Origin of the sequence: Ureibacillus terrenus, assembly GCF_006569205.1 — a bacterium.
Classification (GTDB): domain Bacteria; phylum Bacillota; class Bacilli; order Bacillales_A; family Planococcaceae; genus Ureibacillus; species Ureibacillus terrenus.
The window spans coordinates 85,359-110,890 of sequence record NZ_VIGD01000010.1 but is presented as its reverse complement, the minus strand read 5'-3'; the positions used below and the strand labels follow the sequence as shown (position 1 = coordinate 110,890).

29 protein-coding genes are annotated in these 25,532 nt (G+C 42.6%); 14 read left to right on the top strand and 15 right to left on the bottom strand.

Annotation, left to right across the window (positions count from 1 at the left end; genetic code table 11):
• Positions 1 to 21: 21 nt before the first annotated feature.
• Positions 22 to 747, bottom strand: a complete 726-nt coding sequence (locus tag FKZ59_RS09190) for a YqjF family protein (protein ID WP_141602462.1) — start codon at positions 745 to 747, stop codon at positions 22 to 24.
• 136 nt (positions 748 to 883) lie between these two features.
• Here FKZ59_RS09190 and FKZ59_RS09185 point away from each other — a divergent pair, with 136 nt between their 5' ends.
• Positions 884 to 1,063, top strand: a complete 180-nt coding sequence (locus tag FKZ59_RS09185) for a small acid-soluble spore protein H (RefSeq protein WP_141602461.1) — start codon at positions 884 to 886, stop codon at positions 1,061 to 1,063.
• 277 nt (positions 1,064 to 1,340) lie between these two features.
• A complete protein-coding gene (locus FKZ59_RS09180) occupies positions 1,341 to 2,219 on the top strand; it encodes a TRM11 family SAM-dependent methyltransferase (protein ID WP_408057481.1) in 879 nt (292 codons plus the stop codon).
• Between the two features lie 75 nt (positions 2,220 to 2,294).
• Here FKZ59_RS09180 and FKZ59_RS09175 read toward each other — a convergent pair whose 3' ends face one another.
• The 4 genes from FKZ59_RS09175 to FKZ59_RS09160 form a co-directional block, all read right to left on the bottom strand.
• A complete protein-coding gene (locus tag FKZ59_RS09175; protein ID WP_141602459.1) occupies positions 2,295 to 2,501 on the bottom strand; it encodes a zinc ribbon domain-containing protein in 207 nt (68 codons plus the stop codon).
• A 130-nt stretch (positions 2,502 to 2,631) separates the two neighbouring features.
• Positions 2,632 to 3,465 (bottom strand): MBL fold metallo-hydrolase, encoded by an 834-nt coding sequence (locus tag FKZ59_RS09170; RefSeq protein WP_141602458.1) that lies wholly within the window; start codon positions 3,463 to 3,465, stop codon positions 2,632 to 2,634.
• 40 nt (positions 3,466 to 3,505) lie between these two features.
• Positions 3,506 to 3,751 (bottom strand): hypothetical protein, encoded by a 246-nt coding sequence (locus tag FKZ59_RS09165; protein ID WP_141602457.1) that lies wholly within the window; start codon positions 3,749 to 3,751, stop codon positions 3,506 to 3,508.
• A 126-nt stretch (positions 3,752 to 3,877) separates the two neighbouring features.
• A complete protein-coding gene (locus tag FKZ59_RS09160; protein WP_141602456.1) occupies positions 3,878 to 4,315 on the bottom strand; it encodes a GNAT family N-acetyltransferase in 438 nt (145 codons plus the stop codon).
• A gap of 338 nt (positions 4,316 to 4,653) precedes the next feature.
• Here FKZ59_RS09160 and FKZ59_RS09155 point away from each other — a divergent pair, with 338 nt between their 5' ends.
• The 3 genes from FKZ59_RS09155 to FKZ59_RS09145 all read left to right on the top strand — a co-directional run bounded on the left by FKZ59_RS09155 (position 4,654) and on the right by FKZ59_RS09145 (position 6,950).
• Entirely contained in the window at positions 4,654 to 5,454 is an 801-nt protein-coding gene (locus tag FKZ59_RS09155) for an amino acid ABC transporter substrate-binding protein (protein WP_141602455.1), read from the top strand.
• Positions 5,455 to 5,535: 81 nt separating this feature from the next.
• Complete coding sequence (locus FKZ59_RS09150) at positions 5,536 to 6,192, top strand: amino acid ABC transporter permease (RefSeq protein ID WP_141602454.1); 657 nt, start codon at positions 5,536 to 5,538, stop codon at positions 6,190 to 6,192.
• A gap of 11 nt (positions 6,193 to 6,203) precedes the next feature.
• A complete protein-coding gene (locus FKZ59_RS09145; protein WP_141602453.1) occupies positions 6,204 to 6,950 on the top strand; it encodes an amino acid ABC transporter ATP-binding protein in 747 nt (248 codons plus the stop codon).
• 31 nt (positions 6,951 to 6,981) lie between these two features.
• Here FKZ59_RS09145 and FKZ59_RS09140 read toward each other — a convergent pair whose 3' ends face one another.
• The 8 genes from FKZ59_RS09140 to FKZ59_RS09110 form a co-directional block, all read right to left on the bottom strand.
• Complete coding sequence (locus tag FKZ59_RS09140; RefSeq protein WP_141602452.1) at positions 6,982 to 7,434, bottom strand: hypothetical protein; 453 nt, start codon at positions 7,432 to 7,434, stop codon at positions 6,982 to 6,984.
• Between the two features lie 141 nt (positions 7,435 to 7,575).
• The gene (locus FKZ59_RS09135) at positions 7,576 to 8,076 is read right to left on the bottom strand and encodes a hypothetical protein (RefSeq protein ID WP_141602451.1); all 501 of its coding nucleotides are present in this window, start codon (positions 8,074 to 8,076) and stop codon (positions 7,576 to 7,578) included.
• A gap of 812 nt (positions 8,077 to 8,888) precedes the next feature.
• Positions 8,889 to 9,998: a KamA family radical SAM protein gene (locus FKZ59_RS09130; protein WP_141602450.1), complete on the bottom strand. Its 1,110-nt coding sequence runs from the start codon at positions 9,996 to 9,998 to the stop codon at positions 8,889 to 8,891.
• 394 nt (positions 9,999 to 10,392) lie between these two features.
• The gene (locus tag FKZ59_RS14745) at positions 10,393 to 10,530 is read right to left on the bottom strand and encodes a hypothetical protein (RefSeq protein WP_181733245.1); all 138 of its coding nucleotides are present in this window, start codon (positions 10,528 to 10,530) and stop codon (positions 10,393 to 10,395) included.
• A gap of 128 nt (positions 10,531 to 10,658) precedes the next feature.
• Positions 10,659 to 12,119, bottom strand: coding sequence for an MFS transporter (locus FKZ59_RS09125; protein WP_141602449.1), 1,461 nt, complete (start codon positions 12,117 to 12,119; stop codon positions 10,659 to 10,661).
• A gap of 59 nt (positions 12,120 to 12,178) precedes the next feature.
• Positions 12,179 to 13,393: an FAD-dependent monooxygenase gene (locus FKZ59_RS09120; protein WP_141602448.1), complete on the bottom strand. Its 1,215-nt coding sequence runs from the start codon at positions 13,391 to 13,393 to the stop codon at positions 12,179 to 12,181.
• Between the two features lie 4 nt (positions 13,394 to 13,397).
• A complete protein-coding gene (locus FKZ59_RS09115) occupies positions 13,398 to 13,805 on the bottom strand; it encodes an acyl-CoA thioesterase (RefSeq protein ID WP_141602447.1) in 408 nt (135 codons plus the stop codon).
• Between the two features lie 2 nt (positions 13,806 to 13,807).
• Positions 13,808 to 15,088: a phenylacetate--CoA ligase family protein gene (locus tag FKZ59_RS09110; RefSeq protein WP_141602446.1), complete on the bottom strand. Its 1,281-nt coding sequence runs from the start codon at positions 15,086 to 15,088 to the stop codon at positions 13,808 to 13,810.
• Between the two features lie 182 nt (positions 15,089 to 15,270).
• Between FKZ59_RS09110 and FKZ59_RS09105 the strand changes: the two genes are divergently transcribed.
• Both FKZ59_RS09105 and FKZ59_RS09100 read left to right on the top strand, forming a co-directional pair.
• Positions 15,271 to 16,059 (top strand): IclR family transcriptional regulator, encoded by a 789-nt coding sequence (locus FKZ59_RS09105; RefSeq protein ID WP_141602445.1) that lies wholly within the window; start codon positions 15,271 to 15,273, stop codon positions 16,057 to 16,059.
• A complete protein-coding gene (locus FKZ59_RS09100; protein WP_141602444.1) occupies positions 16,040 to 16,816 on the top strand; it encodes an IclR family transcriptional regulator in 777 nt (258 codons plus the stop codon). Before FKZ59_RS09105 ends, FKZ59_RS09100 begins: the two co-directional genes overlap by 20 nt.
• A 158-nt stretch (positions 16,817 to 16,974) precedes the next feature.
• Here FKZ59_RS09100 and FKZ59_RS09095 read toward each other — a convergent pair whose 3' ends face one another.
• Complete coding sequence (locus FKZ59_RS09095; RefSeq protein WP_141602443.1) at positions 16,975 to 17,790, bottom strand: sensor domain-containing diguanylate cyclase; 816 nt, start codon at positions 17,788 to 17,790, stop codon at positions 16,975 to 16,977.
• A 286-nt stretch (positions 17,791 to 18,076) separates the two neighbouring features.
• Positions 18,077 to 18,655: a PepSY domain-containing protein gene (locus FKZ59_RS09090; protein WP_141602442.1), complete on the bottom strand. Its 579-nt coding sequence runs from the start codon at positions 18,653 to 18,655 to the stop codon at positions 18,077 to 18,079.
• 284 nt (positions 18,656 to 18,939) lie between these two features.
• Here FKZ59_RS09090 and FKZ59_RS09085 point away from each other — a divergent pair, with 284 nt between their 5' ends.
• The 7 genes from FKZ59_RS09085 to FKZ59_RS09055 all read left to right on the top strand — a co-directional run bounded on the left by FKZ59_RS09085 (position 18,940) and on the right by FKZ59_RS09055 (position 25,378).
• A complete protein-coding gene (locus FKZ59_RS09085) occupies positions 18,940 to 19,491 on the top strand; it encodes a DJ-1/PfpI family protein (RefSeq protein ID WP_141602441.1) in 552 nt (183 codons plus the stop codon).
• Positions 19,492 to 19,869: 378 nt separating this feature from the next.
• Positions 19,870 to 21,141: an S-adenosylmethionine decarboxylase related protein gene (locus FKZ59_RS09080; RefSeq protein WP_141602440.1), complete on the top strand. Its 1,272-nt coding sequence runs from the start codon at positions 19,870 to 19,872 to the stop codon at positions 21,139 to 21,141.
• Positions 21,142 to 21,372: 231 nt separating this feature from the next.
• Positions 21,373 to 21,936, top strand: a complete 564-nt coding sequence (locus tag FKZ59_RS09075) for a biotin transporter BioY (RefSeq protein ID WP_141602439.1) — start codon at positions 21,373 to 21,375, stop codon at positions 21,934 to 21,936.
• Between the two features lie 4 nt (positions 21,937 to 21,940).
• Positions 21,941 to 23,401: an AMP-binding protein gene (locus tag FKZ59_RS09070; RefSeq protein ID WP_141602477.1), complete on the top strand. Its 1,461-nt coding sequence runs from the start codon at positions 21,941 to 21,943 to the stop codon at positions 23,399 to 23,401.
• 55 nt (positions 23,402 to 23,456) lie between these two features.
• Positions 23,457 to 24,548, top strand: coding sequence for an acetyl-CoA C-acyltransferase (locus FKZ59_RS09065; RefSeq protein WP_141602438.1), 1,092 nt, complete (start codon positions 23,457 to 23,459; stop codon positions 24,546 to 24,548).
• 115 nt (positions 24,549 to 24,663) lie between these two features.
• Positions 24,664 to 25,074, top strand: a complete 411-nt coding sequence (locus FKZ59_RS09060) for a hotdog family protein (RefSeq protein WP_141602437.1) — start codon at positions 24,664 to 24,666, stop codon at positions 25,072 to 25,074.
• Complete coding sequence (locus tag FKZ59_RS09055; RefSeq protein WP_181733242.1) at positions 25,055 to 25,378, top strand: MaoC family dehydratase; 324 nt, start codon at positions 25,055 to 25,057, stop codon at positions 25,376 to 25,378. The genes FKZ59_RS09060 and FKZ59_RS09055 overlap by 20 nt, the downstream gene beginning before the upstream one ends.
• Positions 25,379 to 25,532: the final 154 nt, after the last annotated feature.

The window sequence follows — 25,532 nt, the reverse complement described above, 5'->3', positions numbered from 1 at the left end:
ACAGTTTTTTAAAGCTATCCGCTATTTGACGGAAACCGGCGGCCATAAATGCACATGCAATTGTCTGGAATAATGCAGGATGGGGAGGGAAGATTCCGGTTTGATATTGAAAGTCCGTAAAATATGATTTTCCAGCCCGATGATTTCTGCATCCTGAAGCAACCATGGATCGTGAAAAATATCACAGCGCAATAGCTTCCCTTTCGGGTTTGCCGTATAAAAACAATACCGCTCCAACAACCATTCCCCTAAACTGCCCTTCTCCATCACAAAAGAAGAAGTCTGAACCCGAATTTGACAAGATAATGAGAACGGAAATTTCCGGCTTTCGACTTCAATCATCTTTCCTTTTTTTGAAAAAGACAGATCCGCTGAAAAATACGGAAGGTGAAACAGCTCTTTGGCCAACTTCGCCGCAAATCGTTGATGGATTCCCAAATTCAAAAAATAAATCCCCGGTTTTTCGCCGGCTTTGACATAAGTCCGCACATTGATTCCCGGCATTCCCTTTCCCATCGGTATGGAAGGGAGCCCACGAATCCCTGCGGATTTCATCAAATACGGGACAATGGTCATCCACCCCGTTCCTTGAAAAGTATCAAGCGAAAGATTCGGCGGAAGGTAGATTTCCAACCTTTCTTTTTTTACAGGATAATGAAGCAATAAAATATCGTTCCATGTTTGTTTCATTACCCACGGCACTTTCCTTGGCAACGCATATTTGTTTGATGTATAAATTCGCCCCATTTTTCCCACAACCTATTCATTGTTTTTCCTTCACTATTTCCAAATTGTCATTAAATTATGATTCTCTTCAAAAAGTATGAAAAATTGCAATTAGGCCATACTGTTAATGACTTCATTGATATTGGAGGACTGATCCATGAATCTGCAACGGGCCAAAGAAATTGCGGAATCAGGGGAACTGGCCAATATTTTATTTAACGGCCGGCGCATTTACATTCAACATGTCGACGAAGCCAAAGGAACAGCCCGAATCTATCCGTTGGATGATCCCGAAAACGAGCAGGAAGTGCCGGTTGAACAGTTGTCGGAAAATTAACTTCTCATTTCAAAAGTGCGCAAAAAGCGCACTTTTATTCATTTCAAGTTGGAAAACTCCCATTGGGACTGTCCGCCACTTGAAATGCAATTCCTTGACTTTTTTATTTTTTCCGATAATGTGATATATTTAGAGGAATGTTTTCAAAGACGGTCAAAACGACTGTCTCTTTTTATGCCCGCAAATATTATTTGAATGAAGGAAGATGAGCTTGATTAAACAACCGAAATATATATACACCTATATCCAACATCCCGATGAATTTGAACTCTCCCGGATGGAAATGAGGTCTTTCTTTGGATTCGATACAAAGGAGAACTACATTATCAGCGACCGACGTGTCGATCCGAGCCGCAGCCCTTTTATGGAGGATCGCTTGGAAGTATATTTTGAGGCGGATAGTCTGGAAGACCTTGAACAATCGCTCAAAACATGGCAATTGAATGATGCCACGTTTAAGGTCGTTTGCCTCAACAAAATGGATATCGGAAATACAAAAAAAATCCATCACCCGGAACGCAGAAAAATTGAAAAACAAATTGGACTGTCCATCAATGGTGAACCGGATTTGAACAATCCCGATATCCTTTTAGGATTGCTTTGCATCAACGATCGATGGTATTTGGGAAAAACGGTAAAAGCGGAATCGATTTGGCGCAAGCATCTTCAAAAGCCAAACAACTTTTCAACAGCCCTCAGCACCCGCGTTGCGCGGGCCATTGTCAATATCGCCATTCCGGAACCTGAAGGCGTTCGCGCCATTGATCCATGCTGCGGAATCGGCACAGTATTGATTGAAGCTCTGTCGATGAATGTCAATATTGTTGGAAGGGATATCAGTCCCCTTGTTTGCGTCGCCGCAAGGGAAAATATCGCTCATTTCGGCTATGAGACCACTGTGACGAAGGGCTCCATTGCAGATGTGACGGAGCATTTCGATGTGGCCATCGTGGATTTGCCATACAACATTTGCACACATGTTTCACTGGAAGAAGAATTCGAAATCATCCGTCACGCACGTCGGATAGCGGACCGGGTTTTATTCGTGTCCGTCAAGCCGATCGAGGATCTGATCCACAAGGCAGGATTCGTTATGAAAGACCGCTCTGTTGCAAAAAAAGCAAATTTTGTCCGCCTTATTTTATTGTGTGAATAATTTGCTTCTGTCAAAAAATAAAAAATCATCCGTTTGGCAACGGATGATTTTTTATTTGTGAAGAAAACCCAATTTTTATCCTCCAAAAAATAGATCAAGTATATTGGAGGCCATGGAAGATTCCTTGTGATAAAACTCTGAATAGCCGCAATCCTTGCAGTAAACGACCACAAATTGATGATGTTGGATATCAAACAACTTCGACAAACCGGTGCCCGTCATGGCCACTTCCTTCGTCGCCGCATTTCTGCTTCCGCATTTTAAGCATCCGCTTTCTTTCATATGCTTCCCCGCTTTCCATATCTTTTCCCATATTTACGAAAATGCCCCTTTTTTTGTTTCAAATTATTTCAGAAAGGTTCTAAAATAAGAAAAAGCCACCACTGCCGGTGACCGTCATCATTAAAAACTTTCATTGTTTTGCACTGGAATTTACTAAATGGCTGCCGGACAAAATAGAGGTAATAATATGTTTCGAATCCCATTCCCCTCTGGATACAACGGATATTTGATATTTCCGGGGGAACAATTGCCGTTGAATTTCCTCGATGGAGCAGCCTTCCCGGGCCAAACTCCGCACTTTATCCGTCAATTCATATAGATAGTCCAGTTTGTTTCGTAACGCCTGCTTCCCGTCTTTGATATATCCCGCATGGCTGCAAAACATTTCGCCGAAGTCGAGCCGCAATAGTTTCTCGATGGATTGGATGATTTGAGGGATGTTCTCGGTGCGCATAATCAATTTCGTGCGCGGCGTCACAAATAAGTCGCCGGAAAATAGTTGTCCCGTCGATTCATTTAAAAACGCTACGTGATCCACCGCATGACCCGGTGTTTCAATTATGCGCCATCTATACTTGCGGGATTGAAAAGTTTCTTCGTGGGGAATGGCATGATACGGAGGCCGGATGCCCCAGAAAAATTTGCGATACAGCAAATAATCAGCCCTTTTTCTGCTTTTTTCGATCGACATCGGATGCAAATAAACCGGAATGCCCCGCTCGCTTAAATATTTGGCGCAACCATCGTGATCCTCATGTGCATGGGTGATGACGACCCGATCGATGGATAGGCGGTCAAAAAAATTTATGAACGCTTTTTTCATGGAGTGGGCGCCGCAATCTATGAGAATTCCGTCCTGATAAAAGGAATAAACATTTAGCTTGACTTGGGAAAATACATTTTTCCCTTCAAACAATTTTACATCCCCATGTTCACTTTCAAAAAAACTCTGTTGAAGAAACATCCATACACCCCCGATTTCCTTTTTCATTTTTCCCCCGGCATCATATTTCCCGGATGAATCGTACCTCATCATAGCTGCACTCACGGCAGACCATCAAATGAGGGCAGATTTGATCTTTTGCAGTATTCGGATATCCATCGCCCATTTTCACCGTTTCTTCATCATTGTAGTGACCGTATGGATCTAAATAATCCGAAACCTTCCCGGAATCCTCCAATTTATTCTTGCAATTTGGACAATAAACCTCAATCTCATATAAAGAGTTGCATAGCGGACATTGTGCCATAACATCATTCACCTTAAGTGACATTATTCTCCAAAATAATGAAAAGCATTCCTCCAAATCAAGGCACAATGCCATCGTGAATTACGCTCATCAGCCAATTCCCGCACCCGGTCAAGGAATCATCCTTCAATCCAACGTCTTCACCATCAAATTGTGGGGAATCCCTTCTTCAAAAAAGACCTCCGAATTTATTTGATAACCCAATTTCTCATAAAAGGGATTGGCATGGGTCTGGGAATGCAATTTTACCTTTGAGCATCCCTCTTCCTTCGCAATCTTTTCCAATTCCTGCACAATCACCTTGCCGATTCCCATTTGGCGGTAAGGTTTTAACACAGCAATTCTCTCCAACTTGCCTGCCCCTTCAACAAATCGGATTCTGCCGGTACCGACCGCTTTTTCATCGGCAAGGATCAAAACATGCCTGCATGGAGCGCCAATCCGGTCATATTCATCCATTTCGCGATCCTCCGGCACCCCCTGTTCCTGAACAAAGACTTCCTTGCGAATGGCTAAAGCTTTTTCCAATTGGTCTTCAGTTTCCACACGAACGGCTTCAATCATTTCTTCATCCCTTTCTTAAATCTCCTGAATATAATCATTGTACTTTTTCCGGTAAGTTTTTGGAATCACTTTTGGAACATGCCTAATGCAGAAAATTGAATCATATTTGAAAATTTTTAATTGTATTTTAATAGTTTGTAAAATTTTTTAACTAGACATACGCCTATCATGACGGTTACTATATAATTCGAAGGTATTAGAAAACTAAAGGTTTGTATTAGTATTTCATCATGTATGTACACGAAATCTGTCAGGAACATATTTCGTGTTGCATTTTTTTGCTAATGCGCTTTAGTTTGCTAAAGAATTAGATTATTGATAAGAGGAGCGTTTATCACATGAAGCGTAATTTTATATTGTTTTTTGTGCTGGCCTTGGCCATGATGATGCTTGCCGCTTGCGGTTCGTCCTCTAAAGAAGATGCGGACGGTTCAAAAGATGAAGCAAACGAAAAAGAAAAATTGATCATCGGGATTGACGATAAATTTGCACCAATGGGATTCCGCGATGAAAATAACGAAATCGTAGGATTTGATATTGACATGGCCCGTGCCGCAGCTGAAAAAATGGGCGTCGAAGTGGAATTCCAGCCGATTGATTGGACGACGAAAGAAAGCGAACTGTCAAGCGGACGCATCGACTTGATTTGGAACGGTTACACAATTACAGATGAACGCAAGAAAAAAGTTTTATTTACAAAACCTTACTTGGAAAACGCACAAGTTGTTGTAACATTGGCTGATTCACCGATTGCAAAACTCGATGAACTTGCAGGCAAACAAGTGGGCGTTCAGTCGTTATCTTCCGCTTTGGATGCGTTAAATGAACATCCTATCAGCAAAAAGGTGAAGCTGAACGAGTACAAAGACAATGTGCTTGCTCTGCAAGATTTAAAAAATGGCCGTGTTGATGCGGTCGTCATTGACAAAGTGGTCATTGAATATTACATGACGCAGGAACCGGATACATTTAAAATTTTGGATGAAGAACTTGCCCCTGAATTATATGGGGTCGGCGTGAAAAAAGGGAACGAGGAATTGCTGGAAAAATTGCAGGCTGCTTTGGATGAGATGAATGAAGACGGTACTGCGGCTGAAATTTCTAAAAAATGGTTCGGTGAAGACCGGGTATTAAAATAATTTTGTGATTGTATATAATTCCATCATTTTGATAAGAGTTCCTAATTAAGATGGAACTCTTATTTTTTGGGAGGAAACATCATGGTTGATTATTGGAATCGGATTATTTGGCCGATGATAGAAGGGGCGCAGATGACTGTATTGCTCTTCTTCATCGTCATACTTCTGTCCATACCATTGGGATTTTTGTTGACGCTAGCGGTAAAAAGCCGTTTTAAACCTCTATCATGGCTTGCGCAACTTTATATAACGGTCATGCGCGGCACCCCTTTGCTCCTGCAATTGTTGTTGATCTGTTTCGGACTGCCGATGATTCCGGTGGTAGGGGAATATTTGGTGTTTGACCGGTTCGTTGCCGCATGCATCGGGTTTGTGTTAAACTATGCCGCCTATTTCGCAGAAATTTTTCGCGGAGGACTCCTTTCCATCGATAAGGGGCAATATGAAGCGGCAAAAGTGCTCGGCCTGACAAAATGGCAAACGACGACACGCGTCATCCTGCCCCAAATGTTCCGGGTGGCTTTGCCTGCCGTGGCCAATGAATCCATTACCCTTGTGAAGGATACTGCATTGCTCTATGCAGTGGCAGTCCCTGAATTGCTGCATTTCGCCCAAACTGCGGTAAACAGGGAATTTACTATTGTTCCTTATTTCATTGCAGGTGTTATTTATCTTGCCATGACGCTTATCCTGACCGTCTTTTTCAAGTGGCTGGAACGTCGGTATAAATACGAATAGAGGTGAAAATGATGGCACTCATTGAAGTTTCAAACTTAAAAAAATCCTTTGGAAATCAGGAAGTGTTAAAATCCATTACCTTTTCCGTCGATCGAAAAGAAGTGATCGCCATTATCGGACCTTCAGGTTCAGGAAAAAGTACGCTGCTTCGGAGTTTAATTCATTTGGAAGAAATTGATGATGGCAGTATTTGTATCGACGGTGAATATCTGGTTAAAGACGGTCAATATGCTAAACAAACGGAGATTCGTAAAATCACCGGAAAAATGGGAATGGTATTCCAGCAATTCAACTTATTCCCCCATTTGACAGTGAAGGAAAATCTTATGCTGGCTCCCAAACTTAGAAAAACGGAATCATTGGGAGAGATTGAAAAACGCTGTTATGATTTGCTTCGTAAAGTCGGATTATCCGATAAAGCGGACGCTTATCCGAACAATCTTTCAGGCGGACAAAAACAGAGGGTGGCCATTGCGCGTGCCCTGATGCTAAATCCGGAAATATTGCTTTTCGATGAACCCACTTCAGCTCTTGATCCGGAATTGACCGGGGAAGTGTTGAAGGTCATGAAGGATTTGGCCGAGGAACATATGACGATGATCGTCGTCACTCACGAAATGGGCTTTGCAAGAGAAGTGGCAAATCGCGTCATTTTTATGGACGGAGGAGAAATTATCGAAGAAAACGAACCGGAACAATTCTTCCTACATCCGCAGCATGAACGGACAAAAGCATTTTTACATAAAAACTGGAAATAACAAGGTCGTCTAATATAGACGACCTTGATTTTTAATCCAATATGATTGTATCGTTAAACAAAATGCCAAAATAGCGGTATTTGATATGCACATTATGAATCGGTTCCTGATGGTTTACAGTGAGCCCATAAACCTTTTCCTGCCGTTCTTCTGGATTTGTCCCTTTAGGGATGGATACGTCCTCAACATTTTTAAATTCGATGCTTTTCCCGTCTCCCGGATCCTCTTCAAACGTTGCCACCAAATCTTCCGAAGATTGGCCGACCTGCATTTTCAAATCAGCGGGATCCGCATAATTATTGACTTTAACACCCGTCACTTTCAAATCCCTAAAACCTTTGTTTCCTAAAGCGATAACTACCGTTTGGCCATCTTCGCTCTTAACGATTGTTCCCGTAAGCAGTGGCGGTACCGCTTTCAAATAGATAAAAAAACCGCCGAACAATAAAACGAATATAAGTGCAGCAAGTAGTAACTTTTTCAACGCCATCATCCTTTAAACAATAATTTTCAATATCAATGAATACCTCTTTTAGTTTATACTACCCCATTGCAAAATTGTAGAACGGAAAAGTTAAAACTCTGTGAAAACTGATTATTACCTTTCTATTGGATTTCCTACATTTTATTGGATAAATAAGACCGTTTCACCAAGATTGAATTCTTTCCTTTTTTCTTTGCCATCTTCCATCCAAGCCACAATAAAAACGCCGTCGTCCAATAATTTAACGAGATCTTCTTCAGAAACTTCCCCCATATAAAGAACGATGTCTTCCTGCACAATAAACTTATTGCGTTTCTCATCGTCAAATGCAAAACTTTCCCCTGTCCAATAAACATCATAGGTCAATAAGTTTTTCAATGGTTCGCTCATTTCCGCTTTAATGTCTTTCATCTTGTCCGAATATTTAAGTGTAAAAGTGAAGGTCAATTTCCGGAAATTTTTTTGTTCGGGATGCTCCGCATATTCCACGCTTTCAAGGGATTGGTATGTTTCCTTATCAATAGGCGTGATGACCGTACGAATTTCCATCCCTGGAGCAAATAAATGATACAAATAACCTGACACGAAAAAAAGGAGAAAGAGAATCAAGGTAACCATTAGCCAAATCGTTTTTCTTATCACCATGCAACATCCTTTTCCAAAGGTTTACAAGTTTATGCTGTTTGGGAAATGTTTTCTTTTGATTTCCTTTTATGAATTAGTATTGCAAATCCGCTTTTCTTTACACTTAAGAATGATTGAACTTGAAGCAAATTTCTGATTTGCCCAATTTCAGGACGAATTTCTCTTAATGGAGGAATCAGAAAGGAGAAAGGTATTGTAGAAAAATCGGGATCAAAGGCTTTCTATTAAAGCCGGATGATTTTGTTTTAGACATCGGAAGTAAAAGAGGAACCGATTTAGGAAGAAGGACATTTATATCATTCCATGAAAAATTAAGGGCATCCAGAAAGTTTTCGGCTTTCCGGACACCCTCCATTTTATTCTTGGATGAAATCAGATTTCATGTTTCTCGGCATAAAAATAGGTAAAGAATACTTCTTTCAGCAAACGTGGTTTGGATTCGATATATGCAAGGACGACGAGGGACAAACAATGATTTGTCCCTCAATGAAGATTGAATCGAATTTGGCGAATACGAATTAGTTTGAAATGGAAAACATTGTCACATAATAGGCATTAATGACTATATAAGTCACGAATTTTGTTTGCTGAAATCATATTCTTTACACTACTAGTTATAATTATCTATTAATTTTGCAATAAAAGAAAGACTGTAAACAAAATTGATGATTTTTTAGTCATAAACTTTCAGACTTCCGACTTAATTAGAAAATTTTGCATTCTTCCAATAACATTCCACGGAAGAAAATTTCATTTCATTATTTTGATGCCCATTATTCATTGCCTGTCCTGAAGCATAAAGTTTTTGATTAAACTTCAACCGTTTCTTTCACATACTCCTCATATCCGATCAAGTCATCAAACCAAGCTGCATCATCCGGGCAATCTAGCACCATAAATTCGCCATAGTTTCCGTATTTCGCCTGGTGATATTTCAAATATGCTTTTCCATCTTTGATTGCCAAAATTTCAATTTTTCCTGTTTTGTGGCTCATCGCAAGCCGTACACGTTTTCCTAAACCTGAAGTTTTTGCTTTGGCAGCCTCCACAATTTCATATACATCTTTTAAAGGCAGAACGAAATCATAGTTGCCTGCCACAGGGCGGTTAATAAAGAAGTAGTAAGGATGCACCCCTGCCCAGGACAGTTTATCCAATAATTCCGCCAGAACATCCGGGTCATCATTGATTCCTTTTAAAATCGGCGTTTGGTTCATGACAATGACTCCTGCATTATGCAAAGCTTCAAAAGCTTTTCTGGCCTCTTCTGTAATTTCTCTAGGGTGGTTGACGTGAGCCATCAAATAAATGCGTTTTTCCGGTGTTGAATATTTTTTGAACATTTCCAGAAGTTTTTCATCTTCGTAAATGCGCATTGGATTAAAAACAGGAAGTTTTGAACCGAGACGGATGATTTTTACATGATCGATTTCACGGAGTTGACTGATGATATTTTCAAGCCGTTTCGTCGACAGCATCAATGAGTCGCCGCCTGTCAACAATACGTTGTTGATTTCCGGATGTTCGCGGATATAATCAATGCCCGGTTGCGGATTGATTTGAACTTCTTCCACATCATTATTGAATAATCTTTTCCGGAAACAGAAGCGGCAGTATGCACCGCATACTTCGGAAACGACAAGCAATGCCGTAGTAGTATACTTATGCTGACAGCCAGGGACTACATAGTTTTTCGCTTCATCACTTGCATCCCAATCACCATATTCGTTTAATTCATTTATATTCGGTATAATGATTTTGCGGATCGGATCATTCGGATCTTCCCAATCTATCAAATTGAGATAGTAATCATTCGCGCGGAATACATATTTGTCCGTAATCGGCTGCAATGTTTCCTTTGTTTCTTGTGAAAGCTGCTCCACTTGATTGAGATTAGTGTAGAATTTCACTTTTTTCATACGAACATCACCCTTCTCATCTTTTTTTGTCAACATCACCTTCAGAAAAACCAAGAAACTAATAGAAAAAAATCGAGATTTGCAGAAGATAAACACATTTTACGTATAGCATAACAAAATTCAACATAGTTTTGCAATTTTACGCACATAAAAATGCTTTATGAAAATATCTTCCTGCTGTTCACAATCATTATCCATTAACTATGTCCTCATAAAAATACCGTCAACAAAATTGTCGATTTATGTTTGAATATTTTGCAAAATTTAACGCAAACTCGAAACTGCTCAATCTTTCACTATTCAAATGATAACCAGACAAAAAACCCAATCAGTGCAAGGGCCCAGCCTCCCCGCCTGATTGGGATCAATGAAATTTCCTGAAATTCAGGTTGCTCTAGGATTTATCGTTCGTCTTGCGGTTTCTGATATTGGCTACATGGTGGTCGAATTCCCGGGCAATTTCTTCCGCCCTTTTCCTTCTGTTATATTTCCCGCCGCCTGTATTGAAGTTCATTTTATGTTTCCTTTTCATCATTTTCACCTCCGTTGTCTTATTTTGTGCAACTTCGGCGAAAATGCTTATGCCACTATTTAGGAATGCGATTATGAAAAAACAAAAATGACAGGAAATTAATTTCCAAATTTTTAAAGAAGGCAATTTTATGAGGTCATGCCGATTTCTTCTGTTGCCTGTTCATCAATGTTTTCCTGATTCTGCACTGTTTTCCCGATCAAAATGATGCAAACACAGCTTGCCGCAACCAATAATCCGTCCAACAACAACGGAGCGCTCCAGCTGTTTGTTGTATCACGCAACACGCCCGATACAACCGGAGAGAGCAAAGCGCCAAATTCCGCGATTAAATTCCACAACCCAAATGCGGAGCCCCGATGTTCGGCCGGCGCCAAATCCGAAACAAAAGCATGTTGAATCGATTGTACGGCGAAAAACAAAATGCCTGAAAAAAATAAGATGATGGACATGGCGATTAAATTCGAAGCGCCGCTCATTAAATAGAATGCGAATAGAAAAACGGATAATGCAAAAAATACTGTTAAAATAAACAGAATATTGCGCCGGCCATTTTCCCGGTGAGAAACTTTATCAGAAATCAAACCGCCCAACGGAAAACCGATCAGTCCGGCAATCGCGTTGAATGAAGCCACCAAAGCGGCGGCCAAAAGCGTTCCGCCTCCAAATTCCTGCACGATGGAGATGGACCAAAAACTGTAGAACCACAAATGCCACATGATTGGAATGGCTGAAAGATAAAGCAGGAACAAATTGCGATTTTTTAATACGGGGCGCACTTCCTTTTTGGAACGGTAAATATAGAAAACAAACAAAACGGAAAAAAACGTAAAAATAGCTGCCATAATCCCTTCGGATAAACCAAGAAAATCTGTTATGATGTAGACGATCATAATGATAACCAAAAAAATCGAAGAATAGCTTCCCAAGCCTTTGACCGATTGAATAAATCCGCCCGGCTTAGATTTGGCATCACTGTTTTTTGGGATTGCTTTAAACATGCCTAAACCAAACAGGATGGTAAGCGCCCCCAAAATAATGAACGGGGACTTCCATGCATTATTCCCCATGTACGGTACTGCCCATTCGATCAAATAAACCGTTCCTGCCAAACCAAGTGTCAATCCGACCGAAAGTCCGCCCATCACAATCCCCATACCGAGGCCAATCTTTTTCGGGGGTGTCACCTGGGCAATCAATGAACGGTCATTCGAATAGAATGCCCCTTCCCCTAATCCGGTTAATACCCTCAACGCGACAAATACCAACAATCCTTCAAAAAGGCCTGTAAGGAGAGTCGTAATCCCTGCCCATAATATACTTAAAATCACCATATTCCGATGGCCGTATCGGTCGCCGAAATAGCCGCCCGGAAACTGCGTCAGCATATAGCCCGCAAAAAATAAGCTGCCAAGCAATCCACCAAGCGCATACGGGTTGGATGATTCCGCCAAAAAGGCAACATCATTGGCGATCATCCAAGATACGACCGGTCCGGTAATGGTGCGGTCAAAATAAGCAAACACCCACCCCAAAAACAACATTCCCCAAACACGTTTATAAGGCAATTCGTAATCCTTTGTGAACATTCAAATCCCCCCTGCAAAGAAATTGGAAGGAAGGGTTTTCTCCCTTCCCTCCTAAAAAATCAATATTTCGTTGTTAATTCCGGATGGCCGGTGCGCGGCCCGAACGGACCTTCATCGAGCCATCTTCCAAGACTTGGAATATGAGGAGCCAAAAATGCCGCAATTTCTCTTCTTAACTTAATTTCCTCATTTGTTCCCTGAATGTGCTCCAGCGCGCGGTTGGAACATTCGCGGTTCCAAAGCCCGGCTTTATGGCGCTCTTCCGCCGCCTGCCGGATGTATTTTCTTCGTTCTTCTTCATTCGCCTCCACTTCCAGCGCCTTTTTGATCCCTTCAGCGGCAACGATGGCATCCGGAACTCCCGAATTCAAACCGCGCGCTCCGAATGGGGCGAAGAGATGGGCCGCTTCTCCCGCCAAAATTACCCGATGATGGTCATCCGTATACTTTTCGGCCACCACCTGGTAGAACGTATAAGTTGAAATCCATGTAATGCGGTCCGCATATTTTGGATCCATCACTTTTGGAAGCCATTCCCGCACCCCTTCTTCCGAACCGTAATAATCCCGGTCATCTTCTTCGAATAATTGGAGATCGATCCGCCAGCCGCCTGCAAAAGGAACATACAACACATTGCGGCCGCCCACATTTGGATGCTGATAATGGAAGACTCTTTCAATCGGCAAAGGATTTTCTTCATCTTCCGCCACATCTACCACGACAAAGGCGTCCGATTTTCGTGGGCCCTGGAATTTGATTCCGACTGAATTTCTGACAACCGAACGGGCACCGTCGCATGCAATAACATATTTTGTTTGCCACTCTCCATTTTCCGTTTCCACCGTTACCCCCTCTTCGGAAGTTTTCACATTTGTCACCTTTTCTTCCCAAACAAACTCTACGCCCGCTTTATTGCAAGCATCATACATCGCTTTTTCGATTTCATGCTGATGCAGGCTCGTAAAAGCCGGAAGCGTATTTGGTTTTGGCGGCTCATAGATCCTCTTATACACTTCTTCTCCCTTATAAAAAGTCCGTTTTACCTGCCAAACGATTCCGATATCCGCAAGCTTTTTTCCCAATCCCGGAGAAATTTGTTCAAGAAATTCCAAGGTCGCCTTATGAATGTAAATTGCTCGGCTTCCCGGACGCACCCTTCCTTCCTTTTCCGCTTCCAAAATCGTCGCATTCAAGCCTTTGCTGCGCAGTGCAAGAGCAGCCGTCATGCCGACAGGACCTGCACCAATAACCAATACATCTCTTTCCTTTACCATCATTTCAACCCCCTGTTTGATATCGTTGTAATTTATGTTTAAGCTCTTCCGGTATAGGCTGAGCTTTCGGCTTTCCTCCATCAAGGGAAACCCAGGCGCGCACCTCATAACCTTCCGCTATGACGGTGTCTTGATCTTTAAATTGATGAATTAACTTAAATACTTTATCCCGTATTTCTCCCACGCTTGTCTTCACCGTAATGATCCGATGGAAACGCCCTGGTGCAAAAAAGTTGCAATGGGCTTCCAACAATGGGATTGCTTGCTTTTTCTCCAACATTTCTTCCGTCGGATATCCGATTTTTTCAAAAAATTCATGGGTGGCATTATCCATATAACGATAATAGTTCGGATAATATACAATTCCTGCAGCATCTGTGTCGCCAAAAGGTATTTTAAATTGGTATTCCATTCTTACGTCACCTTGCTTTTGTTTTTTCGTTTGTCAATGATTCGTCTTGCCTTCATTTCAAATCTTGTCAAGCTGCCGTCCTCCACCCTCTCCACTTCAATGCGGAGCCCGAGCCGGACTCGAAGCAGTCTTGCGAGAGATTCAACCACATTCTCCGGTCCTTCTATCTGGACTTTCATTTGATCCATTTCATGTTCTGTATAATATATAATCCGGAATTCTTTGATTTCAGGAAATTCCCTGATAATTGCCTCGATGGACGTCGGATAAATGTTTACTCCCCGGATCACCACCATGTCATCGGCTCTTCCGACCAACCCGCCGGGCAAAAACTGATAGGGATTTCCGCATGGACACGGATTTTCTTGATAAATCACAATATCCCCCGTACGGTATCTGATCATCGGGTAACCGTACCTGCCCAAATTTGTCAGGACAAGCTCACCCTTCTCTCCGGGTTTGACATGCTCCAATGTTTCGGGATCAATGATTTCGACGATAAATTCCTTTTCATTGACATGGAGGCCATTTTGTTCACGGCAGGAATAACCATATGCCCCCATTTCCGTCATCCCGACATGATCATAAAGTTTTGCACCAAACAAATTCTCAATCTGTTTTCTGACCGATGGGATGGATCCCCCCGGCTCTCCGGCTGTAATAATTTTTTGGATGCTGGAATTTTGTATGTCAACTCCAATTTTCTCCGCCACTTCCGCAAGATGCAATGCATAACTTGGTGTACATAACAAAACCGTTGCGCTATTTTGAATCATGCTATTCAGTCTTTCCTCGGAAGACATTGATCCCCCCGGGATTGCAAGGGCCCCTAATCTTTGGATGCCTTCATAGGCTGCCCAAAATCCGATGAACGGTCCAAATGAAAATGCCAAATAGCACCTGTCCGCCCGGGTCACCCCTGCGCTCTTCAGCACTTCAACCCAACATTGAATCCACCAATCCCAACTTTTGCGCGTGTCCAAAACCTTTAATGGCCTGCCGGTTGTTCCGGATGTCTGATGATATCGGATGTAATTTTCAACCGGGTAAGTGTGGTTGCGGCCAAAAGGAGGAAAATCCATTTGATCTTTTGCAAGTTCTTTTTTCGTCGTAAAGGGCAATCGTTTTAAATCTTGGAAATCTTTGATCGGCAATGGAATTCCATCCAGTTTTTCTTTATAAAATTTATTGAACCGGCTTGCAAACAGCAATAATTCATTGAGTCTCTGAAATTGAAAATCTCTTAAACCTACACTTGTTTCATGAACCTGATGCAGTCCCATCTCCCATCCCCCTTACCAAAAAACACTGTTGTAATAGTGATAATAGTCTGGAAAAATAGAAATGGAAAGGCTTACATTCTGCTATATGGAACAACCTTGAAATAAACTGAATTTTCTTAATGTTGATTCCGTCACTCATGATTTCTTGCTTCTTTATATATCTTTCATAAAGGGGGAAAAGTATGGCCAGGACTGAAAATAGTTCATTGACCAATGCACTGAAGGTTTTAAAAACTTTTTCCGTCGAACAAACGGAACTTTCCCTTGATGAGATTGCGGCCGAAAACAACATTTCAAAAAGCACCGCCTGCCGTCTGCTTCAAACGCTGGAAAGCGAAGGGTTCATTGTCCAAAACACCCGCTCCAACACCTATCATTTGGGGCTTTCGGTCTTATATCTTGCCAATGCCATGCTCGACCGTTTTTCCTCATTGAAAGAAATGACGAAATATTTAAAAAAATGTACGGAGGAAACCGGTGAATCTTCCCATATCGCGGTATTGCAGGGAAAGGAAGTTTTATATCTAAAGAAGGAAGACAATCAATACCGGGTCCATTTGCGCTCCCATATCGGCAAACGGAATCCGGCCCATTGCACCGCATCGGGACTTGCTCTGCTTGCTTACGTCGATGAACATAAAATCCGGGAATGGTATGCGGACGGATTTGAACGGCCAACCAAATATTCCATTTCTTCCATCGAACAATTGCTGGAACGTTTGGAGGAAGGCAGAAGGAAAGGATATTTTCTCAGCGATCGGGAAATGGTGGAGAATGTTCTTTCTGTGGGAGCTCCCATTTTTAATCGCGGGGGTGAAGTGATGGCATCCATCAGCATTGCCGGTTTGTATAACCGCATGAAACCTCAGCTTTCCAAAATCATCAGGCTTGTCACAGAAACAAGCAAGGAAATCTCTTGCATGATTCAACACACGGAGGAGATTTTTATTCATGAAACACGCTTTGGATGAAAAATACTTTGTACAATCGGTAAAGAACGCCATGCGGATATTGAAATTATTCAATAAAAGAAGACAGGAACTGTCCGTGACGGAAATTTCCCAATTCATCGGCCTGCCCAAATCAACCGTCCATCGGCTATTAAAAGAACTGGTCAGGGAAGGCTTCCTGCTTCAAAATCCAGGAAATGCAAAATATCAATTAGGCTACTCCATTTTGGGGCTTGGCGGCATCGTCAAATTTCACATTGAAGAATTCGGTGATGCAAGGCCCCTGTTGAGACAATTTGTGAAGGAATTTAATCTGCCCGTCCACATTTGCGTGCTGGAGCAGCATAAAGTGACTTATTTGATGAGAGAAACGGGAACAGATTCCATGAATCTTATCACAAAAACCGGAAGACAAAACGATATTCACTGCACGGCGGAAGGCCTCGTCATCCTTGCTTATAAAAACCAGCAAATTATTGATTATGTACTTTCCAAACCGCTAAAACCATATACGCCTTATACGATAACGGATGCGGAGACATTGCGGAAAGAACTGCTAAAAATCCGATCCCGGGGCTTTGCGATCTTGAAAGACGCATATGCAGAAGGTTATTCCAGCTATGCTGCCCCAATCCGGGATTATACCGGCGAAATATTTGCCTCCCTTGCGGTGATTTCAAAAAATGATCGTATTCCTTCCCTTATGGAAGAAAATTTGATAACGGCGGTTCAGAAAACGGCAAAACAGATTTCGGAAATCTTTGGATACTATGATTAAAGGGGTCCGTTCAATTATGGACGCACATTTAACCAGTAACCTCGACTATTGGGGCTGCTGGTTTTTTTGCTCGGCCAATCCATCATGAAACATGGAATTTCTCTTTTTATTGAACTTTTCGTTATACATCATTTGATCTGCCGCTTTGAACGTTTCTTTCATGACGCCGATTGAAGTTGGGAAAATGACCAGCCCATGGACAATTCAATGGGCAAATGCGGGTAATGTTTATTGTAATTTTCGATTTCCTTCCGGATCTGATGATAGATAGCTTTTACATCATTTTCTTTTGTATTTTTTATTAATATAACAAATTCATCTCTCCCATAACGTACAATCGTTTCGCCGCCTAGCAGGTTTTTCAATAAATTCCCCAATACGATCAAAAGTTGGTCGCCGCAAGTATGCCCCAAAGAATCATTGACGATTTTTAAATTATCCAAATCGCAGACAATGATTCCAATCGGCCGGTCTTCGGCAGTATTTAATTTTTCCTCGATTTTTTCATAATAATTCCTGTTGAAAAGTTTAGTGAGACTGTCATAATAACTTAATTCTTCGAGTTTTTTCTCCAAAGCCTTGACTTCTGTAATATCCCTGCTGAAACCTTCAATTTTTTCCAATTCACCGTTTTCGTCATAAAAAGGAATCACCCGGTCTTCACACCAAATGTAATAGCCATTTTTATGAACAAATCTCGCCTGAAAAGGTTTATTGTAACCGGAAGTTCCTGTAATTTTGCGAATTTGCACTTGAAAATCATCCGGATGGACGATTTTAAACGGCAGCTGTGGATCTTTATAAAACTCTTCCCGCGCATAACCAATTTCCCTTTCAATCGCACTGTTGATATATAAATATTTTCGTTCCGGTTTCAGTTGGTACATATAGACAACATCATTTGAATTTTCGAGGATTGTCCGGAATTTTCTTATAGAAGTTTGACTAATAATGTTTAAATCTTGCAAACCCATTTTTCGTTATAATGAATGCAAGGAGGGCATTCATTATGGATTGGCAAAACAGTATATGGTTCGTCGCGCTATTCTATTTTGTACTTGGATTCGCATTGTTGCTCTTCTTCGCGACTCCGAGACCTATCACATTCATATATCTAGTGTTCATTGGAATCCTCACGTTTCTTGTCCACAAAAAATATCTTGACGCGAAAAAAGGGGGCAAATAAAAAACAATCTGCGCCGTATCTGGTGGCAGATTGTTTTTTATTTTCACTGATGACGCACAGGCCTGTACCAACAACTAGTCGTCCATATCCGCTTCCAAAATTTCGCCCGTTGTCGCATCCACTTTAATTTCGAGTTCTTTCAATCCCTTTTTATATTCAATTGTATAAACCGGTTTTCCTAATTCCGCTTCAAGGGTCCATCCTTTTGGAGAAAAGCCTTTTGCTTCATTTTGGGCAGAAGCTTTTTCAATTGCTTCTTTCGGTTCAATCACACTTGATAAGTCCAACGCTTCTTCCCGATCCCGATTTGCTTCGACTTCCTTCACATTCAACACTTTTGTCGTCGCATCGATTTCCACTTCATAATCTTTCGCTGAATCAAACGCCTCAATTTCATAACGCAATCGTCCAAAATCGGCGTCCAAATCAATGGATTCAATCTTCGCATCTGGATAAGCTTTCAAAAATGCCTCTGCTGCTTCTCTCATCGAAACGGCCGGATTCGCTACATCTCCACTTGTTCCATTGGTTGCCGGTTCATTTACCGTGTTGTCTACTGCAACAGGTTGCGTCCCTTCATTGTCCTTGATCGTGTCCGTTCCGCATGCGGCGAGCAAAAACAGGGCAAATCCCGTGATCATTATTTTTTTCATCCATCCATTCCCTCCTGAAGTGCAAGTTGTTCCATACTTCCATTATTGACTAATTTTCTTGTCCAAATACGGGTCTCTAATTCTTCGACTAACAAAACCGCAATATATTTTTTATTATAAATTTCTCCAATTAATTCCAAATTCTTTCAGGAAAATTTGGTTTACGGCTTTTTTCGATTACAAATTCATAAGAAAATCTGTAAAATTCTTATTAAAAAGCAGGAATTCCCCATCTTAATAGGGAATTTATGTATAACAAATTTTCAAATAGGAGGCGGTCATCGTTGAGCAAAAAAGTGTTGATTCTCGCTGGGGATGCAGTGGAAGCTCTTGAAATCTATTATCCTTATTACCGTTGCCTGGAAGAAGGGTATGATGTAACGATTGCAGCACCTACTGCAAAAAAATTGCAGACGGTGGTCCATGACTTTGTCGATGGCGTCGAGACGTATATTGAGCGTCCGGCATATGGAATCGAAGCCCATGAAGCCTTTGAAAACATTAAACCGGAAGAATATGATGGCCTCATCATCCCGGGTGGCCGCGCACCAGAGTACATCCGATTGAATGAACATGTTCCATCCATTGTCAAACATTTCTTTGAGGCGGGAAAACCGATAGCGGCAGTTTGCCATGCCGCCCAAATTTTCGCCACAATCCCGGAAGTGATCAAAGGACGGGAACTGACGGCCTACATCGCGTGCAAACCTGAAGTGAAAGCAGCCGGCGGCACATATGTCGATGAACACCTTCACGTGGACCAAAATCTTGTGAGCGGACATGCATGGCCTGATTTGCCCGGCTTAATGAGAGAATTTATTAAATTATTGGGATAATAAAAAAGCCCCATCCAATTTTATGAATTGGATGGGATTTCCTTTTTCTTTTCGATTCCTGCACGGTTTTCCCGCCATAGTTCCTCAAAACTTTTCCTCAACATCCACTATGGCTTCCCCATAATTCTTCCTGATTCGAATCAAAATTCACCAATTAAGTATTTAAATAAAGTATAATAGATATTGTTGGAAACCATCTTACTATTCTATAAAAAAATACCTTTTTCAAAAAATTTTTATGATAAAAACCGGTTTTCATCTTTCTTTAATCAAATTTAATCACATTGAATCCGATTATCGGGCAAAAAAATTTCTTAATATTCTTTCAATATAGAAAATACAAGTGCCAGTTGATTACAGTAGCAAAGGGGAAATGCCATGAAACAGCAAAAACAATTTGCCATCTCGCTTCTCGGAAGCATGGGCGGAGTTGCCAAGGCCTTCTTGTCGATTCTCAACCGTTCTGCGATAGATCAGCAGGATCCGGTCCATTCCATTATAAAAAATTCAGGGCTTTATTTGATCGACATAAAACAAGGGGACTTGGATTATTATAAAGAATTTTGTCCCCATTTGGCGGACAACATGCATCTCTTGGAATTGGATCTCAACAATACAGAACAGCTGATGGAGCACTTGCGTTCAAGCAACACGCGGTTAGTGGTGGATGTGTCCTGCGCAAATACGATTGATATGCTCGCCTGCTGCAATCAGCTTGGCATCAGTTATATCAACACGGCATTGGAAAACAACGGAACATATGAGGGCAAACATTTATCATTAACAGAACAATATTATCAATTCAAAAATATAAGGGATACCTTCAACCATTCGAAGGCGATCCTCTTTTCCGGAATGAACCCCGGAATCGTGCAATGGATGGCGGTAAAGTTAATGCAAAAGCATTCCGGACATCAACCTTTGGCATGCTACATTGTCGAACATGACACTTCCTTTTATAAAGATAAAAATCTAATACAGCCAAAAACCATTTATACCACTTGGTCCGTGAAAAGTTTCCTTGAAGAGGCCGTTTTAAACCGGCCGATGTTCGTCCGGAACCACCTTCCCCATTCCATTCACGATGAAGTATATGCCGCAGAATATAAGATTACCCTTGGGGATAAGGAATTTTATGGGTGTCTTGTGCCCCATGAAGAAGTATTGACATTAGGGGAAATGTTCGATTTTGAAATCGGGTTTATTTATCGGATCAATGAATATACAACGGAATTAATCCAACAATATTTGGAGCATGCAGATGAACTTTTGCAGTTTAATAAGAAAATCATTGATCCCGCAGATGGCGAAGTGGAGGGGGAAGATTTAATAGGCGTCCTTATGGTCTATGAAGATCGGGAAATTTACATGTATAATTCGATGAAAAACACCGATGTCTTTAAGGAATATAAAACAAACGCCACTTACTTCCAAGTCGCTTGCGGGGTGTATGCCGGCATGGCCAGCCTGCTGCTTGACGATCTCCCTTCGGGTGCATTTTACGTCGAGGAATTGGCAACCGGTTCAAAAAGCAACTATGGAAAGTATTTGACTTACTATATGAACGAATTTGTCTATGGGGAAAATAATCATTCAGACGGTTTATTGCATGAGAGAATGCGAAAAGTCGCAAAGTTGATAGAAAAATAATTTGTTTGATCATATTTCCTCTTCCAAATTATTTCTCGGGAAATACCATTATTAGTAAATAATATAAACCTTACATCCTTTTCGGTTGTAAGGTTTATTTTTTTGCTTGTCCAAATTTAATGGAAAATATAAGTAAACCTATTAAATGAATAGGTTGACATATATAGGGTTGTTGCGATAAATTTATGTCAACCTTATCAATATTATAGTTAACTATTAGGAGGATTGAAGATGAAAATCAGGGAGATTACATATGTGGCCTTATTTGCGGCTTTTATGGGAATTTTGGGACTCATACCGCCAATAACTCTATCATTTACTCCTGTACCGATCACTCTTCAAACATTGGGTGTCCTCTTGGCCGGCGGCATTCTTGGTCCGCGGCTCGGTTCTTTAAGCATTGTCGTCTTTTTATTGGTCGTCGCCGCGGGAATGCCGCTGTTGCCGGGCGGACGAGGAGGAATCGGAGTCTTTTTTGGGCCGAGCGGAGGCTATTTGATCGGCTATGTGATTGCGGCATTTTTCATCGGCCTGATTTTCTCGAAATTGCATATGTTGAAGTTCCGGCACATCCTTGCCGCCAATTTGACGGCCGGCGTCTTTTCCGTCTATTTAACAGGTGTTCCGGTGCAGGCATTTGTGATGGATTTGCCTCTGCTCGATGCAATCAAATTGAGCCTTGTTTATGTTCCCGGCGATCTCGCGAAAGCCGCCATCGCGTCCATACTTGTTTACAGATTGCAGAAATATCCGATCTTTTCTCATTCTGCTCCGGCACAATTAAAGGAGGGATAAGGTGATGATTACTTCACCTTATTCGCGGCATGCGCAGCATTTTCCCGACAAAGCCGCCATCATTGCCGATCATCAAATGTTGACATACCGCCAATGGGATGAAATGGTGCGGAAAACGGCTGCCTGGTTTCAAGCCGGAAGCTCAAAAAACAAAACCGCCGCATTCTTTTTGCCGAACGGAATTCCGTTTCTTCTACTTTTTGCAGGGGCTGTAGCAGCCGGATGGATCGCGGTTCCCCTTGATTTGAAATGGAAGAAGCAGGAACTTTCCAAACGCCTTCAACTGGCGCAACCCGATGTCCTGATTACAACGGCAGGTTTCCTTCCAAAAGTGAAAGGGCTTCATCCAAATCTGTTGGTTTGGGAAGAATGGAAAAAAGACTTGGAAGAAGTGCCGACACCGGTAAGATCGGAAGTAAGCGACCAGTCGCTTCCCTTTTATCTCGGTTTCACTTCCGGATCGACCGGTTCACCGAAAGCTTTTATCCGCTCCCATTCGTCCTGGATCGAAAGCTTTGCATGCACACGGTGCGATTTGGGAATCGGGGAAAACGACCATGTGCTGATTCCCGGGCCTCTTCTTCATTCCCATTTTTTATATGGCGCAATGAGCACTTTATACATCGGAGGAACCGTGCATTTATTGGAGAAATTTTCTCCTGTGAAAACGCTTATGAAATTGGAAGAATCTCCGCTGACGGTCATGTATTTAGTGCCGACAATGGCCGAAGCGCTTTTAAGAGAAAATGTGAATGTACCGAAGCCCCTGAAAATGATTTCCTCCGGTGCGAAACTTGAAACCCATACCCGTCAAAGAATCCGCAAGATGTTTCCGAACCTTCACTTGTATGAATTTTACGGAGCGGGCGAACTGAGTTTTGTCACCTTTTCCAAGGATGACATCAAACCGGATTCCGTCGGCCGCCCTTTTCATAACGTAGAGATTCAAATTCGCCGCAAAAACGGAGAAATCTGTGAAATAGGCGAAATCGGTAAAATTTATGTGCGAAGTCCGATGACATTCATCGGCTATATTCATGAACCGGGTCAATCGGTGCAATCCATAGCGGATGATGAAGGCTGGATTACGGTGGATGATTTGGGCTGGATGGACCAGGAAGGGAATCTTTATCTTGCCGGACGGGAAAACAATATGATTTTGTACGGGGCAAAAAATATTTTCCCCGAAGAAATCGAAGCGGTATTATCGATGCATCCGGGAGTGGAAAAAGCGGCAGTGGCCGGATTGAAGGACCCTTATTGGGGGCAGATTCCCGCTGCTGTCATTCAGGGGAAGGCATCCGTTCTCGAATTAAAAAGATTATGCAAAAAACATTTGGCTTCCTATAAAGTTCCGCGCAAATGGTTTTTTATTGAAGAAATGCCCTTGACGACAAGCGGAAAAATCGCCAGGGGGGAACTCGGGGCGCTGCTCGAGGGGAAATCGGCGGGTGCGGCTTTATAATTTTTTCCACCAGAATGCAACAGGACTTGCCGGAAAAGCGAAGGGGGAGGACAAAATGAACGAGGCCGTGATTGTGGCTGCAAAAAGAACACCGATAGCCCGCGAGAAAGGCGCCTTAAAACATCTGGAACCCCATCAATTGGCCGCGCCGCTCCTGTCCCATTTATCGGCAGGTATTGAACAGCATATCCATGATGTGATTCTCGGCAATGTCGTCGGTCCGGGGGGCAATATCGCCCGTCTATCGGCTTTGGAAGCAGGCCTCCCCTTTTCCGTGCCGGGAATTACGCTTGACCGTCAGTGTTCCGCAGGGCTTGAAGCCGTCCGGATGGCCTGCCTTTTGATTCGCGCCGGCTCCGGTTCATGCTTCATCGCAGGGGGAGTTGAGAGCGCCAGCACCTCCCCCTTCCCGAAGCGGGCCCGTTTTTCGCCGGATTCCATCGGCGATCCGGATATGGGAGTGGCGGCGGAATATGTTGCTGAAAAGTTTCGCATCACCAGGGAAATGCAGGATGAATATGCATTGTTGAGCTGGAAGCGGAGCAGAGAGGCTTTTGAGCTGGGATTCCATGAAGAGGAAATACTTCCCATAGGAGATTTGGAACAGGATGAGGTTTGGCGCCGCAAACGGAATATAGAAAAAATCATCAAGCGGGCGGCTCCAGCTTTTGTAAAAAATGGAACGGTCACGGCTGCGAACAGCTGCGGCATCCATGACGGAGCAGGCGCAGTGCTTGTGATGGAGGCGCATCTTGCAGAAAAACTGGGGTATCAGCCGGTTCTCCGTTTCGTGGACAGCCAGGTTTCAGGGGTGCACCCTTTTTATCCGGGAGTTGCCCCGGTGCCGGCAATCAAGGCGCTGCTGGAACGGAACGGATTGACGATTGGCGATCTGGATCTCATCGAAATCAACGAAGCCTTTGCTTCCAAGGTTGTCGCGTGCGCCCGGGAACTGTCGATTCCTTATGTAAAATTAAATGTACGTGGAGGCGCCCTTGCGATTGGCCATCCATACGGGGCCTCCGGGGCGGTATTGGTAACAAGGTTGTTTTACGAAGTTCAGCGCCGGCCACAGGCGAGGTACGTTCTTGCCGCAATCGGAAGCGGCGGCGGCGTCGGGGTAGCCGTGCTGTTTGAAACGGTGTGAAACCGCAGAAGCGGAGGAAAATCTTCTTCCACGTATATAAAAAGATGGCGCTTCCCCTTTTCTTTTTGGTTTGCAAAAAGAAGGAGGCTTCCTCTTGAATACATGAGGTGATCATTTGAAATCGGAATATTTTTCTTTTCATTTTACGAAAGAAGAAGTCCAGCGGTATTGCGGTTTGGCAGGTGTGAAAAAGGCGATCTATTACAGTTTGGAAGCGGCATTAGAGGAAGGCTTTGAAGGAATCCCCCTCCCCCCTGCCCTTCCGATGATCGCCTATCGGCACATCGAAAAACCATGGCAACTGGCCGAACCCGTTATACTGCGTAAGCAGGAATGCAGGCCGCATCGGATCATGTATGCGGACAGGGCTTATGTTGGAGCCGTCAAGTTGCGCAGCCATTCATTTCGCCAAGGCAGATGGTTTCTGATTGAAGAACTGGTAATCTTTGATCAGGAGAATCATCTTTGTTTTAACGGAATCTCTCATTTGATTGCAGGTGGTTTCTTTGAAAACAATACGGTTTAAAGTGACCGAACAGGATATTGAAAGCTATGCGGAGCTGTCAGGGGATGTCAATCCGATCCATCTGAATCCTGAATACGCAAAAGCCCATGGATTTTCCGGAAAAGTCGCCCATGGCATGTTGACGATGGCAAAGGTTTGGGGCATCCTGGCAAACGAATTCGACAACATGCAATTCCCGGCGGTATTCCGGCTGCATTTCCAATCGCCCGTCTATGTTGGAGAAACAGTGGAATTGACCATCGAGGAAGAGGATTGCTCGATCACCATCACCGGAAAAGTGGTCAAAGGCAAGGCGTCGCTGTGACGCCTTGTTTTTTCTTGCGCCGGATGTGGTATATATTTTGATGAGGACTTGATTGAAAAAAGATAACGAATCAGCAGAGATTGGTGCATTTGTTCATACTTTGTATTTTATAAAGGAATACATTGTAATGAAAAGGAGGGGATGAAATGAAAAG